Origin of the sequence: Bacillus sp. FSL P4-0334 (genome assembly GCF_038004825.1) — a bacterium.
GTDB classification, from domain to species: domain Bacteria; phylum Bacillota; class Bacilli; order Bacillales; family Bacillaceae; genus Bacillus; species Bacillus velezensis.
The window spans coordinates 2,890,397-2,904,919 of the sequence record NZ_JBBORX010000001.1 but is presented as its reverse complement, the minus strand read 5'-3'; the positions used below and the strand labels follow the sequence as shown (position 1 = coordinate 2,904,919).

Below are 14,523 nucleotides of genomic sequence, written 5' to 3'. Positions count from 1 at the left end.
CTGATGAAAGGATTACTTTGCTTGGCATTAGCCATTGTATCAGAAGTGTTCGGGAGCACGATGCTGAAGCTGTCGGACGGTTTTACGCACCTGTGGCCCGCTCTCGGCGTCATTGCCGGAATCGGAGCCTCTTTTATGTTTTTGAGCTTCTCATTGAAAAGCCTTGATTTATCCGCCGCATACGCGACATGGTCAGGTGTCGGCACCGCTTTAACGGCAATTGTCGGCTTTTTTGTTTTTAAGGAGGCCATGACAGTCAAAATGATGATCGGGCTTGTTTTGGTCATCACGGGCGTCATCCTGCTGAACCGTTCCAAGTCTCAAAAAGCTAAAAAAAATCAAACGGCCCGGAGCTGACCGTTTGAACTCGTCAAGCGCGGGCAGCTTTTACTTCAACCTCAAGCTCCATCTCCACGTTTCCTTGAACCGCTCGTGAAATCATACATGAGGACTCTGCTTTATGCGCTAACTTCCTGGCGAGCGTAAAGTCCGTTTCGGCTGCACCCGGCTTTAATAATATAAACGGGCGGTGAATGATTTTCTGGTACGTGAACACACCGTTCGTGACGTCTACAATTCCTTCAGATTCCATATGCAGATCTTCTTTATCCAGGCCGCTTCTTTCCATCATCGCCGCAAGCGTTATAATATAACAGGTAGCGGCCGCTCCAAGCAGCATTTCATCAGGATTTGTGCCTTCTCCGGGTCCGTCCATTTCCTTAGGAATGGACACAGCCGTCTCCAGCCGGCCGCTTTTAATATCGCCGACGTCATTGCGATTTCCGGGCCAATTTGCTTTTAAATAAAAGTGATGTTTTGCCAAGGGACAAACCTCCTTTTTTTCAGTTTACTCATCTTTCATTCGTTTGTCTTTTTTTAAGCTTACGAATACTCTTGATTGATCACTCTTTTTATCGTACGGACAAACCGGTAAAATTCCTCCGTTTTTGTGAATTCCCTTTCGCGGTAATCAAAATTATCAAAAAACGCTTCCCGCTGTTCTCTGCTGATCTCAAGCTGTATGCTCAGCCCGGTTTGCGCCTGGTTATTGATATTTTCGGTGTCAACCCCGGCCAGACCGGTTTTGGAGGTTGCCAATTCTGCAGAAAATCCGTTTCGTTCGAGAGCTCTCACCAATTTTTTCGCCCGCTTCCGGTCGCTTCCTCCGACAAGAGTATTTTTCTCGTCGCCTTTATAACCGTGAACTGCGATAACATAATGGTGCTGCTTAATGCTTTCGACTGCTGAAGGCTCATCGAACCTGGTGCTCGTAATATGAAGAGTCTGGTTATCATGCGTCTTTAATCCCTCAAACAGATAGGTTGAATAATCATCTCTGAAAGAGCGGACGATCTCGCTCACCCCGCCCTCAATTCTCCCTCCGTGCGGCGACATGATCAATACGGGGCTCCCCTTTCGCTTATTGTACGATATATGATAATCATCGGGGTCTTCATGTTCAGCCAAATCTTTAAAATCTGTGTATGTATCAGAAGAATTCGAGGGATCAGGGTCTGACGCATAATGAGCACATCTTATTAGTAAGACCATTGCTACGATAATGATGACATTAAGTAAAATTCTTTTCATCAGCTCTCCTTCTTTGCTCCTTTCTGAAAAATGACATGTTCATTATATGGATTTTTGTCAATAGGTCTTATCTTAACATTCTATTAACATTATCATCAGTGAAAAACTTCCCGGTTTCGAAAAATCAATGGATTGTCACGGTTCAAGCGCTCAAATGCCGGGCATCAGTGAAAAAAGGTTGAGAGAGGGCAAAAAAAAAGGGAGGAACGCCCGAATTTTCAGGGGCGGGAGATTCACGGCCGGAAACGGACGGCATCAAGAATACGCTTTTAAAAATGAATATCCGCCTCCCGAAGCAAATGCGCAGGACAGAATGGAGCCCGTCAAAAAAGTTCTCATCTGCCTTTTTGTACAGCAAAATGCCGTTACAGCCCGCTCATCCCCTTTTTTTATCATAATGGTCCGTTTTGAAATGGAACCGTCTTTTTTCATATATATAATATCAATCGGAAGCTGTTTTTCCAAGGAATGTCTCAATATTATGTTCATGTATATACCTCCTTCCGCCGGCTTCATTATAAACGAACAAACGTTCTGTTTCAACTCGATTTCTTCTCCTGAAAAAGCCGCAAGTAACCAGCGCTCCTGAAGGACAAACAAACTGACCGAACATACGGCCTGTTCATATGATATAGAGAGAATCGCCAGAATGGGAGGAAAAGTATATATGTTTGGTTACTCAATGGTACAAATGGTGCGGTCAAATGCTCATAAGCTGGACTGGCCGCTCAGAGAAAACGTATTACAGTTATATAAACCTTTCAAATGGACACCTTGCTTTTTGCACAAGTTTTTCGAAAAAAAGGTGAAAAACAGAAAGAAAATGTCAGTCATCATTGAATTTGAAGAGGGCTGCCATGAATCCGGTTTTCACAGCGCAGGACAGGTCTTATCAAAAGAAAAACGCTGCACCATAAAAAAGCAGTTTCAAACAATCAATTGCTGCAGCGCCGAAGTCACTCCGTCCGCCCTTCACATGCTTCTTTCGCAATGCCGGGATATCCGTAAAATCTATTTAAACCGTGAAGTAAAAGCGCTCCTTGATACGGCAGCTGAATCGTCTCATGCAAAAGAAGTGACACGTAACGGCACCGTATTAACAGGAAAAGGCGTAACCGTCGCCGTTATTGATACCGGAATCTATCAGCATCCCGATTTAGAAGGCAGAGTTATCGGATTTGCGGACTTTGTCAACCAAAAGACAGAACCGTATGATGACAACGGACACGGCACCCATTGCGCCGGTGATATCGCAAGCAGCGGCGCTTCATCTTCCGGTAAATATCAGGGGCCGGCGCCGGAAGCCGATCTGATCGGAGTCAAGGTATTAAACAAATCAGGATCAGGAACCTTGGCTGATATCATTGAAGGTGTGGAATGGTGCATACAATATAATAAAGAACACACAAAGAATCCGATCAGAATCATCAGCATGTCACTGGGCGGAGATGCGCTCAGATATGATAAAGAAACGGACGACCCGCTCGTCAAGGCCGTTGAAAAGGCATGGAATGAAGGAATCGTCGTCTGCGTCGCCGCGGGCAACTCCGGTCCGGAAGCTCAAACGATTTCAAGCCCCGGTGTCAGCGAGAAGGTCATCACGGTAGGCGCCTATGATGACAATGATACGGCCGGCAATGAGGACGATACGGTCGCTTCTTTCTCAAGCCGCGGCCCGACGGTGTACGGAAAAGAGAAGCCTGACATTCTTGCGCCCGGGGTCGATATCGTATCTCTCCGTTCTCCGCGTTCATACCTTGACAAATTACAGAAATCAAACCGTGTAGGCTCCTTGTATTTCAGTCTGTCGGGCACGTCCATGGCCACTCCGATCTGTGCGGGCATTGCCGCCTTAATCCTTCAGCAGAACCCGCAGCTTTCGCCTGACGAAGTGAAAACACTGATCAAACAAAGTCCGGATCAATGGACAAATGAAGATCCGAACATTTACGGAGCGGGCGCAGTAAACGCTGAAAACGCCGTGCCGAAAGAGTAACCTTTTTATCATGAGAACGGGGTCGTCTAAACCTGCAGATGACCCCGTTTTTCAGGTGAACAGATGAAACATTTATAATGAAGGAACTCGGAATGCTTCAGAACCGGCTGTCAGAAAAAAAGATCAATGCAAGGCAGTGTATTTCTAAAAAAATAGGGAATAAGTATGGTGTAGATAAAAGGAGGAATCACAATGGCACTTACAAACACCGAATTGTCTGAATGGCTGCAAAAACAGATCGGACAAACGCTTGATATCAGAAAAGGAGAGCTGACAGACAGCCGAAACGAGATTTCTGATATGGATCAGATCATGCTTCACCTTGATGATGTTCTCGTCCGCCGGACAAACCATCCCGATGACTATGTAGCGGACGAAGAACTCGTCTTAAAAGGGCACGGCACAACCTATACGGAGGAAGGAAATGTCCCGCTTCCCCAAGATGCGTATGAAATCCCTCTGCTCGGCGACATCACCATCCAAAAGGAGCAAGACGGATTAAAGGTACATACAGATCGGGCCGTTTATACAATCGGGACCCGGAAAGAGCAATAAAAAGAAAAAACGCCCTGAATCAGCGGCGTTTTTTTATTGGTTTTTTTCTTCTGAATATCCATGGAACATCGTGAATGCGCAAAGCATAATGCCTAAAATAATGATAATCGGGAGCCAGATCACGGCAAACTTATAATCCGGTTCGGCAAAAGCGCCGATGACCGCCCCAAAGCAATACAGCACCAAGGCAAGCGCGCGCAATACAGCATCTCTCGTAAACTGCTTCCGCTTGTCCGCTTTGTAAAACCTTGCGGTGAGATCTTCAAAAAAATTAGCGAGCGTTCCCGTTAATACGGTCGTGGAAATCCCCGCTACACCAAGTTTTCTCGCGGCTGTCGTCTGCATTCCCATTGCGAAGCTGAGCAGCATAATCAGCACATAAACAGAAATGGCATCTGCAAAAAAGCAGGAGAACAAAGCAAACAGCAGCAAAACAGCTCCTTCAATAGCTAAAGCGGCAGTTACCGCAGGGGGCCAGAATGATTTCTTTTTATTGCCCACAAGCAGGGCCGCGGCAATAACGCCGGCAATAAATCCGATTAACGAGGTTAACGATTTGAGTACGGCAAGGTGCCACGAGTTGCCGATCGCCAGGCCGAACAGAACGATGTTCCCCGTCATATTGGCGGTAAAGATATGTCCCAGGCTTAAATAACCGATCACATCCACAATTCCCGCTGTTAAACAAAGAAGTAAAAGTGCAATATTTCGGTATGTAGTCACTGTCAATGTGATCCAATCCTTTCTCATGCTGATTCCAACATATAAGTTTACTCTTTGCCATTTCATATGTCCAGCCGGCGTGCCGCTTTTTCAGAGCATAAAAAAACTCCGGCGAACCGGAGAAGCTACTGAACGATAAATAATACTCTCGTGCCGTCGGAATATCCGCTCATTTGATTTCCAACCCATGAACCGGCCCCGCGGTTATCCGACGGGGTTACATATCTGACATCAGCCCCCGCCCCGCCTTCTGTGCAGACTGCCATGGGCCATTCATCACGGTCAAACCCGGGCTTTGTCGGAATTCCTTTCAATGATTCTTTCCTTCTATTCTCTGCTCCGCCCCGATCAATTGTACAAATCTCAGAATGACCTGCCGAAATGGCGTCCTTTATATGATTTCCCGTCTCCGGATATTTTGACAGCGGGAAATACAGCACCTGATCGTATCGGGATGCGGCACGAGCAGCACTGTCCGAATGGATACCGGCGCCCGTAAGGCCGAACTGAAGAGAGATCACCAAAAGCAGACTTGCCGCCCATTTCATAAACGCATTCATTCACATCCTCCTTAAGAAGTTGATATGAAGCGTAAATATGTATATTAGCCGGATTTAACACACATGATGAAATGGCAAAAAAAGTTTGCTGTTTTGTTGATAATCAACGAAAATGGCGGCTTTACGATTTGTCTATTGAACCGGCTTCTGTTTCCTTATATATTTTAGACATACTTATGAGCCGTTGTGATCAGTGTCTTCGGCAGATAAAAGGAGGAATGCCGTCCGGTCGGCAGGCACCGGCTGTTTGTTATGTCTTTTCAAAAACATGAAGGCGGGGAAATCCAGATGGAAAAAACAATGTTTCACCCACACTCACCCGAGTTTCACGAAAACCCTTTTGCGGTTTTAAGCAGATTCAGAGAGCAGGACCCCATACATAAATTCGAACTGCAGCGTTTCGGAGGCACCTTTCCGGCTTGGCTCATCACGCGTTATGATGATTGTATGGCGTTTTTGAAAGACGGCAGAATTACGAGAGATGTAAAACGAGTCATGCCGAAGGAGCTGATCGCGAAGCTGAATGTCAGTGAAGATATCGATTTTGTCTCAGAGCATATGCTGGCAAAAGACCCCCCTGATCATTCACGACTTCGATCTTTGGTGCATCAGGGGTTCACTCCCCGGATGATTGAGCAGCTTCGCACCGGGATAGAGCAGATCACAGAAGAGCTGCTGGATGAAATGGAAACAAAAGCAGACCCTGATATCATGAGAGATTTCGCCGCACCGCTTCCGTTTATCGTCATTTCCGAGCTGCTCGGAATTCCGAAAGAGGACCGCGCCAAATTTCAAGTGTGGACAAACGCAATGGTCGACACGTCAGAAAGCGGACAAGATGCGACCAACCAGGCTCTCAAAGAATTTAAACAATATATGAAAACACTGATCGAAGGAAAAAGAAAACATCCGGGTGAAGACTTGACGAGCAAGCTTATTTACGCTGAAGAGGACGGCCAAAAGCTGAGTGAATCAGAGCTGTATTCCATGCTGTTTTTGTTAGTCGTTGCCGGGCTTGAAACAACGGTTAACCTTCTCGGCTCCGGCACCCTGGCGCTTCTTCTGCACAAAGACCAGATGGAGAAGATAAAGCGGCAGCCGGAAAATATCCAGACGGCGGTCGAAGAGCTTTTGCGTTATACCTCTCCCGTCATCATGATGGCGAATCGATGGGCGATTGAAGATTTCACTTATAAAGATGTTTCTATTAAAAAAGGCGATATGATATTTATCGGCATCGGTTCAGCCAATCGGGACCCGGAATATTTTGATGATCCTGATACATTAAATATAGCGAGAACACCGAACCGTCATATCTCTTTTGGATTCGGCATTCATTTTTGTCTCGGGGCTCCGCTCGCCCGGATGGAAGCATCCATTGCCTTTACCGCGCTTTTAAAACGGTTTCCGAATATAGAGCTGAAAGGCGCGCCCGAGGATGTAACATGGAGAAAAAATGTGTTTTTGAGAGGGCTTGAAACATTGCCTGTCAGATTTTAATAGCGCCCCCGGTTTATCGGGGGTTTTTTAATGTCTTATAAACAGAAATCAATATAACAATGAAAATTTAGTACATAGTAAATTTAGTTCTATATGGATAAAAAAAGCGGCCGGATTGCTCCGGCCGTTCTCTATTACCGTTTTACCAACTCATTTGTTTCGTCCAGCTTTTTTCTGAAAGATTTAAGGAAATTTGCGCTTATCGTTCCTTTGTTTGCGTACAGTTTTTCGCAGAATGCCTTAATGGCGTTTTGCGGCTTCGGTTCCGACAGCATCGTGACATGATTGGAAGAGTGAACGTCCAGCAGGTGAAACTGTTTCATCTGGCGTTCCCATTCTTTCCAATACGCATCATGGTCTAACGGAATTTGTTCTTCCTCTGCTGTCAGATAACGTTCAAGATCTCCGAGGAACAAACCGCTTTTATTACGGAAGTAGTAGCATTGCAGCGCTTCCGGATGAGGCAGCGGCTTCATGTCATACTCTTCCATTCCGTAAGCGAGCTGCGTCTTCATCATTTGCTCCAGCTGCATCCGGATCGCTTCTTCGGATTTTGGCAGACCGCGCTTTTTGGCAAGGCCGATCAATTCTTTCAATACTTCTTCTTCCTCAGCCTGGACGGTAATGTCTTCTCTGCTGATTAATGCCTCTTCAAGGTTTTCAGGCTTAAGATATGCTGTAAGCATCGTATTGATCGTTTGCAGCATGACTGACTTAACAGATGGTTTTCTTTCTTTCCATTTTTCACTGTACGGGGTGTCGATCATGACGGCGCTTTTTACCGTATGACCTTCCTCCTGCAAGAGGCGCGCGGTTTCATATGCAAGCATTCCGCCCAAGGAATATCCGCCGAGATCATAAGGGCCTTTCGGCTGTACCGCTTGGATGATTCTCTTATAAGAAGCGGCCGTCTCTTCGATTCCTTGCAGCGGCTCTTTCCCTGTCAAACCTCTTGCCTGGATGCCGTAAAAAGGTCGCTGACTCTTTTTGGCGAATGGCTGGTATGCTTCCACGCCTCCCGTTCCGCCGTGAAACCAAAAAACAGGACGGCCTTTTTCTCTTTCATTCAGCTTGATGAGTTCTGGAAAATTTCGGCCCGTCTCCTGCGGTTGGTTCGTTTTTAACAGCATGCCGATCTCCTGAAGAGTGCTGCATTTCTGAAGAGCCTCCAGACTGATGCGGCTGTCTCCGTCCTCAAGTTTTTTCAGCAGCTGAATAGAGGAGATTGAATCGAAGCCGTATTCAGTCAGCGGCTTATTTTGATCAATTTCCGCTGCCTTCATCCCCAAAATGTCTGCCACAATGTCAGCCGCGCTCCCGCAGCGGATCTGAGGATTCTGTGAAACCGGTGCAAGGCTGATGTCTTCTGGCTTACCGCCGTTCCAATACTTATGGTTTTCAAAAGGATATGTCGGAAGCGGCACTCTTTGAACAGATTTGCCTTGGTGGAGTCTGTCCCACGGTATATCCGCACCTTTCACCCAGCAAAATGCAAGTTTTTCGAGATTGTTTTCAGCCAACAGCGTCTCCGTGACGACTGTACCGAGAGTCCCTTCCAGTAAAACGCCGATATCTCCTGATCCAGTCTGCTGACTGCCTGTAATGAAGCTTTTCATTCCATTGCTTTCTTCGGAAAATGCTCTGTACTCTTTCAGTTTTTCCAGCAATTCATCTTGATTGCGGGCAACGAGTGCCAGGCGGCAGTTCATCGCCTCACGGCCGGTCTGAAGCGTATAAGCAATATCCCGCAATGACAGAGTATCTCCAGTTTGCACAAAATCAGCCAGCTGACCTGCGGCCGCCTTAAGACGCCCTTCGCTCTTAGCAGAAAGCACGATAAGCTGCGGTTCATGCACAGATTCTTTGTCTTTATGGCTCGGGCTGTACTGTTCCAAAACGACATGCGCATTCATGCCGCCGAAGCCATAGCTGTTAATTGCGGCCCGGCGCGGGATCGGTCTGCCCGTATGGTCGGTGAGCTGTGTCCATTCCTGATTGTCTTCGGTGAAACGGAAGCGGCTTTTCTGAATGGCCATTTGCTCATTTGCAGCTGTAAATCCGGTAATGCCCGGGATGGTATGATGCTTCATGGCCATCGCCACTTTTATAAGGGCGGCCAGTCCGGAAGCGAGTTCGCCGTGCCCGATGCAAGGTTTCACGGTGCTGATATAACAAGGCGCGCTTTCCTCTTGATTTGCAGACTCGCCGTAACCCGCTTTGATTGCATTAAACTCCAGCGCATCTGCCATTTCGGAGGCAATGCCGTGCGCTTCAATATAAGTGACGGTTTGCGGATCAACATCGGTGTCTTCGTACGCTTTTTTCATCGCGGCCTTCATTCCCGCCGGATTCGGCGCGTGAAGCGACATGCCTTTACCGCCGTGAGACACTCCTGTTCCTTTAATGACCATGTGAATATGATCGCCGTCTTCAATTGCCGCCTCAAGCGGTTTGATGATGATAACGCCCGCCCCTTCGCTTCTGACAAAGCCATCGGCATCTTTTTGGAACGATTTCGCCCGGCCGTTTTTGCTTAAATACCCCATTGAATCAAAACCGATAAAGCCCTTCGGCGACTGCAGAATATTGGCTGCACCCACGACAGCCTGCTCACATTCTTTATGACGGATTGATTGAACCGCCCTGTGCAATGCCACCAGGGTTGACGTGCAGGCAGCCTCGTAATATTCACTCGGTCCTTGTAAATTCAAGGCATATGATATTCTGTTCGGAATGATGGACGGGATGGCTGTTCCATTGTTCGGATCGCTGTTGCCCGCGGCAACGAAAACGCCTGTCGGTCTGCTTGATAACGCCTTATTTGTCAGGCCCGCATCCTCCATTGCCTTCCATGTATGCATCAGAAGCAGAAATTGCTCCGGCCCCATTTGTGATGCCTCTTTAGGGGAAATTCCGAAAAAGAGCGGGTCAAATTCGCCGACACCGTCAATAAAACCGCCCCATCTGAGACTCGTGTCATTCTCATCACCGGCGTAACGGCGCCAGTCCCAGCGGTCCGCCGGAATTTCGGTAATACAGTGATCCCCGTTTACGATGTGCTCCCAAAAAGACTGGATATCCGGGGATTGCGGAAACTGAGCTGACATACCGATAATCGCGATTCCTTGCTTGATATCGGCGTTATCACAAGGCGTATGCTGTTTCTTCGGTAAAGTGCGCTCTTCTGTTTCCGTGACCCTGGCCTCTTCTGAATGCTTATGATCGGCAAGAAATTGAGAAAACTTGCTCTCATATGCTGACGCGAAGTGGCGGGTCAGCTCCTCCGCGGTCGGATACTCGAAAAACAATGTTGGATTCACATCGATGTCCGCCTCTTGGCCGATCTCTTTTGTCAGCCCGATCAGGCTCGCTGAATCAAGTCCCAATTCCATGATATTCGCGTCAGAACGAAGAGATGGCCCGGGTTCACCCATCATCTTGGCGAGCTTGCCAAGGACGTAGCTGCGGATATCATCTGTCAGACTGCCGGCAGAAATCGGTGCCCCCGCATTCTTAACAGCCGTTCGGGCCGGCTGATTCATCTGTTCGGTTTTCGGGCGGAACCGTTTCAGGGCATAGCCTTCAAAACGCATCACCACTTCCGATCGGCTGCTGATGACATCTGCGTTAATCAGAATCATTTCCCCCGTTTGTTTGGTCAGCTTGATGTGCAGCCAGCAATCGGTAAGATCTTCAGGGCTGCTGAAGGTGACGGAATTAATGCCGAACGGCAGATAGCTTTCCGCCTCCGTTTGATCCAATAAAGAAAGTGAGGCCAAGTAAGCACTGTTGGCGATTAACGGATTTATGGCATAATGATGCGCTTGTTGTGAGTCGCTATTGTTCAGGTTCACTTTCGCTAAAACGGCATCAGAGCCTTTGTACAGGCGGGTGATCGTTTTAAATTCTTCTCCCCACACGACGGGTCCCGTTCCGTCTCCGTATAACTCATCTATCCGGCCCACTTCCCGGTAAGAGCGCTGAATGGCCGCCAGATTCGCGTGCTGCTTTTGAAACGGATAGGGGCTGCACTCGGCATACGCCGCTATGCTCCAATCAGGAGACGTGCGGCTGCGGTGCATTATGCTCAGTTCAAATCCATCCCCGTTTTGTTTCGATTCTGTTTTCAGCTCGATGCGATCGCCTTTTTTTACGGTAATGGGGCTGACGTAATTCAGTTTTTTAATTTGTCCTCCTTCCGCTTCAGGAAAAAGATCACAAAAATGATCGACTGCCAGACTGTTATATGTAGCGCCGACGAGTACCGGTTCTCCGCTGAATTGATGCCCTTTCACGTATGGATCGTCATCACTGTATACCGCCTGAACGCCGGCAGCGTTTTCTGATTCACCGAATTGAAAAGAAGTCCCGTGGTCAAAAGCGTAGGCCGGCAGATGAACGGCGTGCTCTTGCTGCAACTGATCAAACGCGATATTCTCTCCTTTTTCCCATTGCCGCGCACGCCGGCCAATATCAGATTCAGAGAAATTGAGATTCCGCTGATCCATGCGGTAAGCGGCCAGCTTTTCCAGCAGTTCCTGAACGGAAGCAGCCGTAAATGCCGCCCGATACTCCGAATGATGCGTTCTTTTTTGCAGCGCGGATGCGATGGCGGCCGGATGAAGAGATGGCGTCTTTTCTAAAAAGGCCGCCAGTCTGTCAAGATAGGCTTCAAAACTCCATTTTGTTTTCGCTGACACAGGGAAAATATATTCCTCATCGCCGTGACGGGCCTGATCGGAATTCGGGCTGATATATTCTTCTACGATGAGATTTGCATATGCCCCGCCTGCCCCGAAGGAATTAATCATGCTTCTCCGCGGGATGATGTCCCCCGTTTCGGCATCCCTCATACGCTCCCAATACTCGGTTTTTTCCTGCAGGTGAAAAGCCGTTTGTTCAAGGTTGATATTCGGATTTTGCGGTTTTGCGTTAATCGTCGGGACTAATGTTTCCCGCTCCATTTGCAGCAGCACTTTCGCGAGCTGGGACATGCCGGAAGCCGCCTCTAAATGACCGAGATTTGACTTGACGGATCCAAGCGCGCAAAAACGTTTTTTATCAGTATATTGCGCGAACGCATTTGTCAGGGCAATGACCTCAATCGGGTCTCCCAATACAGAGCCGTTTGCCGCTGATTCAACATAACTGATTGTTTCCGGATTGATTCCGGCCTTGTCGATGGAAGCCGCCATGAGCTTCGCCTGCTGTTTCGGATCCGGAGCCGTGTACATCTGCCTTCCGCCGCTATGGCACAACGCGCTGCTTTTAATGACCCCGTAAATATGGTCTTTGTCGGCAAGCGCTTTGGAGAGCGGCTTCAAGAGCACCGCCCCGACTCCTTCTCCCGGCATCAGGCCCGTGCCGGTTCCGAAGCTTTTGCTTTCACTTCCCTGTTCAAGCAAATTCGCCCGTTCGAGCGCATCATATTTAGACGGTTCAAGCGTGAGATTGACCCCTCCGGCAATCGCCATGGAACAGCTGTTAAGCTTCAGGCTTTCACAGGCGAGATGAATGGCGCTCAGTGAGCTGGAGCATGCGGTCGTAACGCCCATGCTCGGGCCCGTTAAATTGAAAAAGTGGGAAATGCGGTTGGCGATATGCCAATCCCCTCCGTTAGAGCTGAGCGCAGCTTTTTCCAATGACGGGATATTCCAGAAATATTGATTGTACATACTGCCCATAAATACACCGATGCCGCTGTCTGATTCCTGCCATTCGTTTACTCTTTCTAACGAGTAACCGCCATTTTCAAATGTTTCCCATACGGTTTCTAAGCTTAGACGGAGCTCAGGCGTCATCTCCATCACATGGTCTTCCCGGATGTCAAACAAGTGATGGTCAAAAGCTTCAATATGCTGCAGAAATCCGCCGTACCGTGTTTTGCGTTCTTCTTTTCGTGTTTCTTTTGCCATTGTTTTCAGAAGACCGGATTTCCATCTGTTTTCCGGAGCTTCCGTGATACAGCTGTCTCCGGCTTTTAAATGCTCCCACAGCTCATCGAGGGTTTCAGACTCGGGATAGCGGCCGCTGATGCCGATAATGGCAATGTCGTCACGATCAGAACGATTAACGGTGACGGTTTCTGTTTCCGGCTTTGGCGCTTTTGGCTCTTTTTGTTCATTGATAAATCGCCGCGTTTCCGTGACAAGCGGCACCGGTTCATTCATTGCAGGTTCCGGATGCTTTGTTTCAGGAGGCGCTTGTTCGGCTCCGAATGCCTGTTGCAGCTTATCCGGGTAAGTTTCCAGCAAATACCCGGCAAGTTCTTTCGTATTCGTGTGTTCAAATAAGATCGTTTTCGGCAGCTCGCCCGTCAATGTTTCCAGTTCGCGGATAAAATTCACCTGCAAAATGGAGTCGATGCCGTATTTTTCAAAGCTGGTTTCCGGCTGAATGCGCTCGGGAGCAAGCTTTATGGACTTGGCTAACGTTTCTTTTATGAATTGCACAGTCCGGTCTGTGACTGAGAAAGACGGTTCTGTGAAATCAGCCGGCTCTTTGGAAGCCGCAGTTTCTTCAACCGCCTGCGCGTCCGGCTGCTTTTGCCTGATGACGCCGTCGCTTTCTGCCGCCACGATCTGCTGGCCGAGGTGATGTGACGATTCCGCCATAAATGTAACGTACCGATATCCCTCGCTTTCCAGCGCAGACTGCCACGCTTCAGGATACAGCCCCGGGCATCCGGGAATGCGCAGTTTGGCGTCTTCATACAGCCACCAGCCTTCCAAAAGACCGAATGTCAGATGAGAATAAACCGAATGGCTGCTAATCTCATTTAATAGCAAAATCCCATTCTTTTTAAGCACCGCTTTGGCATTGCGAAGTGTCCGCCGAATATTTTTTGTCGCGTGAAGCACATTTGCCGCAATTACCGCGTCATATGCGCCCGCCTCTATACCCTGCAAAGCCGGGGGCTCTTCCACATTAAACCGCTTATAAGTCAAATACGGATTGTCGGGACCGTATTCTTTTTCAGCATGCATGAAAAAGGCCTTTGACAGATCGGTGTAGCAATATTCTTTCACATGATGTTTGTACTCTTTTAATCTTTTGAAAACGGCCGCGCTCGTCCCGCCCGTCCCCGCTCCGATCTCTAATATCCGGATTTCCGCGTTCGGGTCTTCTTTCAGGCGTTCTTCAATGAAAGCCGTCAATGTGTCAGCGAGCACCTCATTAAAGTAGTCTGCCGTTTCATTGTTTTTATAGATTCCTTCCACCAATTCCATTGAGGAATCAGGAAACAGGACATCAGTGGCAGAAACTCTGCCGGATAAAATATCCGGCAAAGCTCTGAGAGCGGTCTCCACTAAGGTGATCATCGCCTGTTTGCTGCTGTCCTTGAGTAAAGGAGCTTTCTTTTCATCCCATTCTTGCCACAGAACGTCCGCACGCTCTATCGGACCCGTTAACACATACGTACTGCCTGACTGTTTCAAAAAGCCTTTTTGCACCAAGATGGAGATGCTTTCTTCCAGCCACCTGCCGTAAAACCCCTGCATGACAGGCTGCGTTTCGTTTTCCGTGAAAAATCCGACAGATTTCAGCTGGCCTGCCAATAGTTTGTAAAGAAGATCTTCAGTGTTTTGCAAAGCCGTC

10 protein-coding genes are annotated in these 14,523 nt (G+C 48.1%); 4 read left to right on the top strand and 6 right to left on the bottom strand.

The window, feature by feature from the left end; translation table 11 throughout:
- Window positions 1-3 precede the first annotated feature (3 nt).
- On the top strand, window positions 4-357 hold the full coding sequence (gene erbB / locus NSQ37_RS14555; RefSeq protein WP_007410379.1) for an SMR family multidrug efflux transporter EbrB: 354 nt from the start codon (window positions 4-6) through the stop codon (window positions 355-357).
- A 13-nt stretch (window positions 358-370) separates the two neighbouring features.
- Here the strand turns inward: erbB and NSQ37_RS14550 are convergent, their stop codons facing one another.
- The 3 genes from NSQ37_RS14550 to NSQ37_RS14540 all read right to left on the bottom strand — a co-directional run bounded on the left by NSQ37_RS14550 (window position 371) and on the right by NSQ37_RS14540 (window position 2,079).
- The gene (locus NSQ37_RS14550; protein ID WP_032866022.1) at window positions 371-823 is read right to left on the bottom strand and encodes an OsmC family protein; all 453 of its coding nucleotides are present in this window, start codon (window positions 821-823) and stop codon (window positions 371-373) included.
- A 59-nt stretch (window positions 824-882) separates the two neighbouring features.
- Complete coding sequence (locus NSQ37_RS14545) at window positions 883-1,590, bottom strand: poly-gamma-glutamate hydrolase family protein (protein WP_007410381.1); 708 nt, start codon at window positions 1,588-1,590, stop codon at window positions 883-885.
- Between the two features lie 255 nt (window positions 1,591-1,845).
- Entirely contained in the window at window positions 1,846-2,079 is a 234-nt protein-coding gene (locus NSQ37_RS14540) for a hypothetical protein (RefSeq protein ID WP_015239897.1), read from the bottom strand.
- A 178-nt stretch (window positions 2,080-2,257) separates the two neighbouring features.
- Here NSQ37_RS14540 and NSQ37_RS14535 point away from each other — a divergent pair, with 178 nt between their 5' ends.
- Complete coding sequence (locus tag NSQ37_RS14535; protein WP_043021117.1) at window positions 2,258-3,586, top strand: S8 family peptidase; 1,329 nt, start codon at window positions 2,258-2,260, stop codon at window positions 3,584-3,586.
- 192 nt (window positions 3,587-3,778) lie between these two features.
- Window positions 3,779-4,141, top strand: coding sequence for a hypothetical protein (locus NSQ37_RS14530; RefSeq protein ID WP_007410383.1), 363 nt, complete (start codon window positions 3,779-3,781; stop codon window positions 4,139-4,141).
- A 33-nt stretch (window positions 4,142-4,174) separates the two neighbouring features.
- Here NSQ37_RS14530 and NSQ37_RS14525 read toward each other — a convergent pair whose 3' ends face one another.
- Together NSQ37_RS14525 and NSQ37_RS14520 are read right to left on the bottom strand one after the other, a co-directional pair.
- A complete protein-coding gene (locus NSQ37_RS14525; protein ID WP_003154084.1) occupies window positions 4,175-4,930 on the bottom strand; it encodes a YoaK family protein in 756 nt (251 codons plus the stop codon).
- 59 nt (window positions 4,931-4,989) lie between these two features.
- On the bottom strand, window positions 4,990-5,424 hold the full coding sequence (locus NSQ37_RS14520; RefSeq protein WP_015417516.1) for a NucA/NucB deoxyribonuclease domain-containing protein: 435 nt from the start codon (window positions 5,422-5,424) through the stop codon (window positions 4,990-4,992).
- Between the two features lie 288 nt (window positions 5,425-5,712).
- On the opposite strand from NSQ37_RS14520, the gene NSQ37_RS14515 reads away from it, so the two are divergent.
- On the top strand, window positions 5,713-6,924 hold the full coding sequence (locus NSQ37_RS14515; RefSeq protein ID WP_052827455.1) for a cytochrome P450 family protein: 1,212 nt from the start codon (window positions 5,713-5,715) through the stop codon (window positions 6,922-6,924).
- A gap of 134 nt (window positions 6,925-7,058) precedes the next feature.
- Here NSQ37_RS14515 and NSQ37_RS14510 read toward each other — a convergent pair whose 3' ends face one another.
- Window positions 7,059-14,516, bottom strand: coding sequence for a beta-ketoacyl synthase N-terminal-like domain-containing protein (locus NSQ37_RS14510; RefSeq protein WP_341123955.1), 7,458 nt, complete (start codon window positions 14,514-14,516; stop codon window positions 7,059-7,061).
- Window positions 14,517-14,523: the final 7 nt, after the last annotated feature.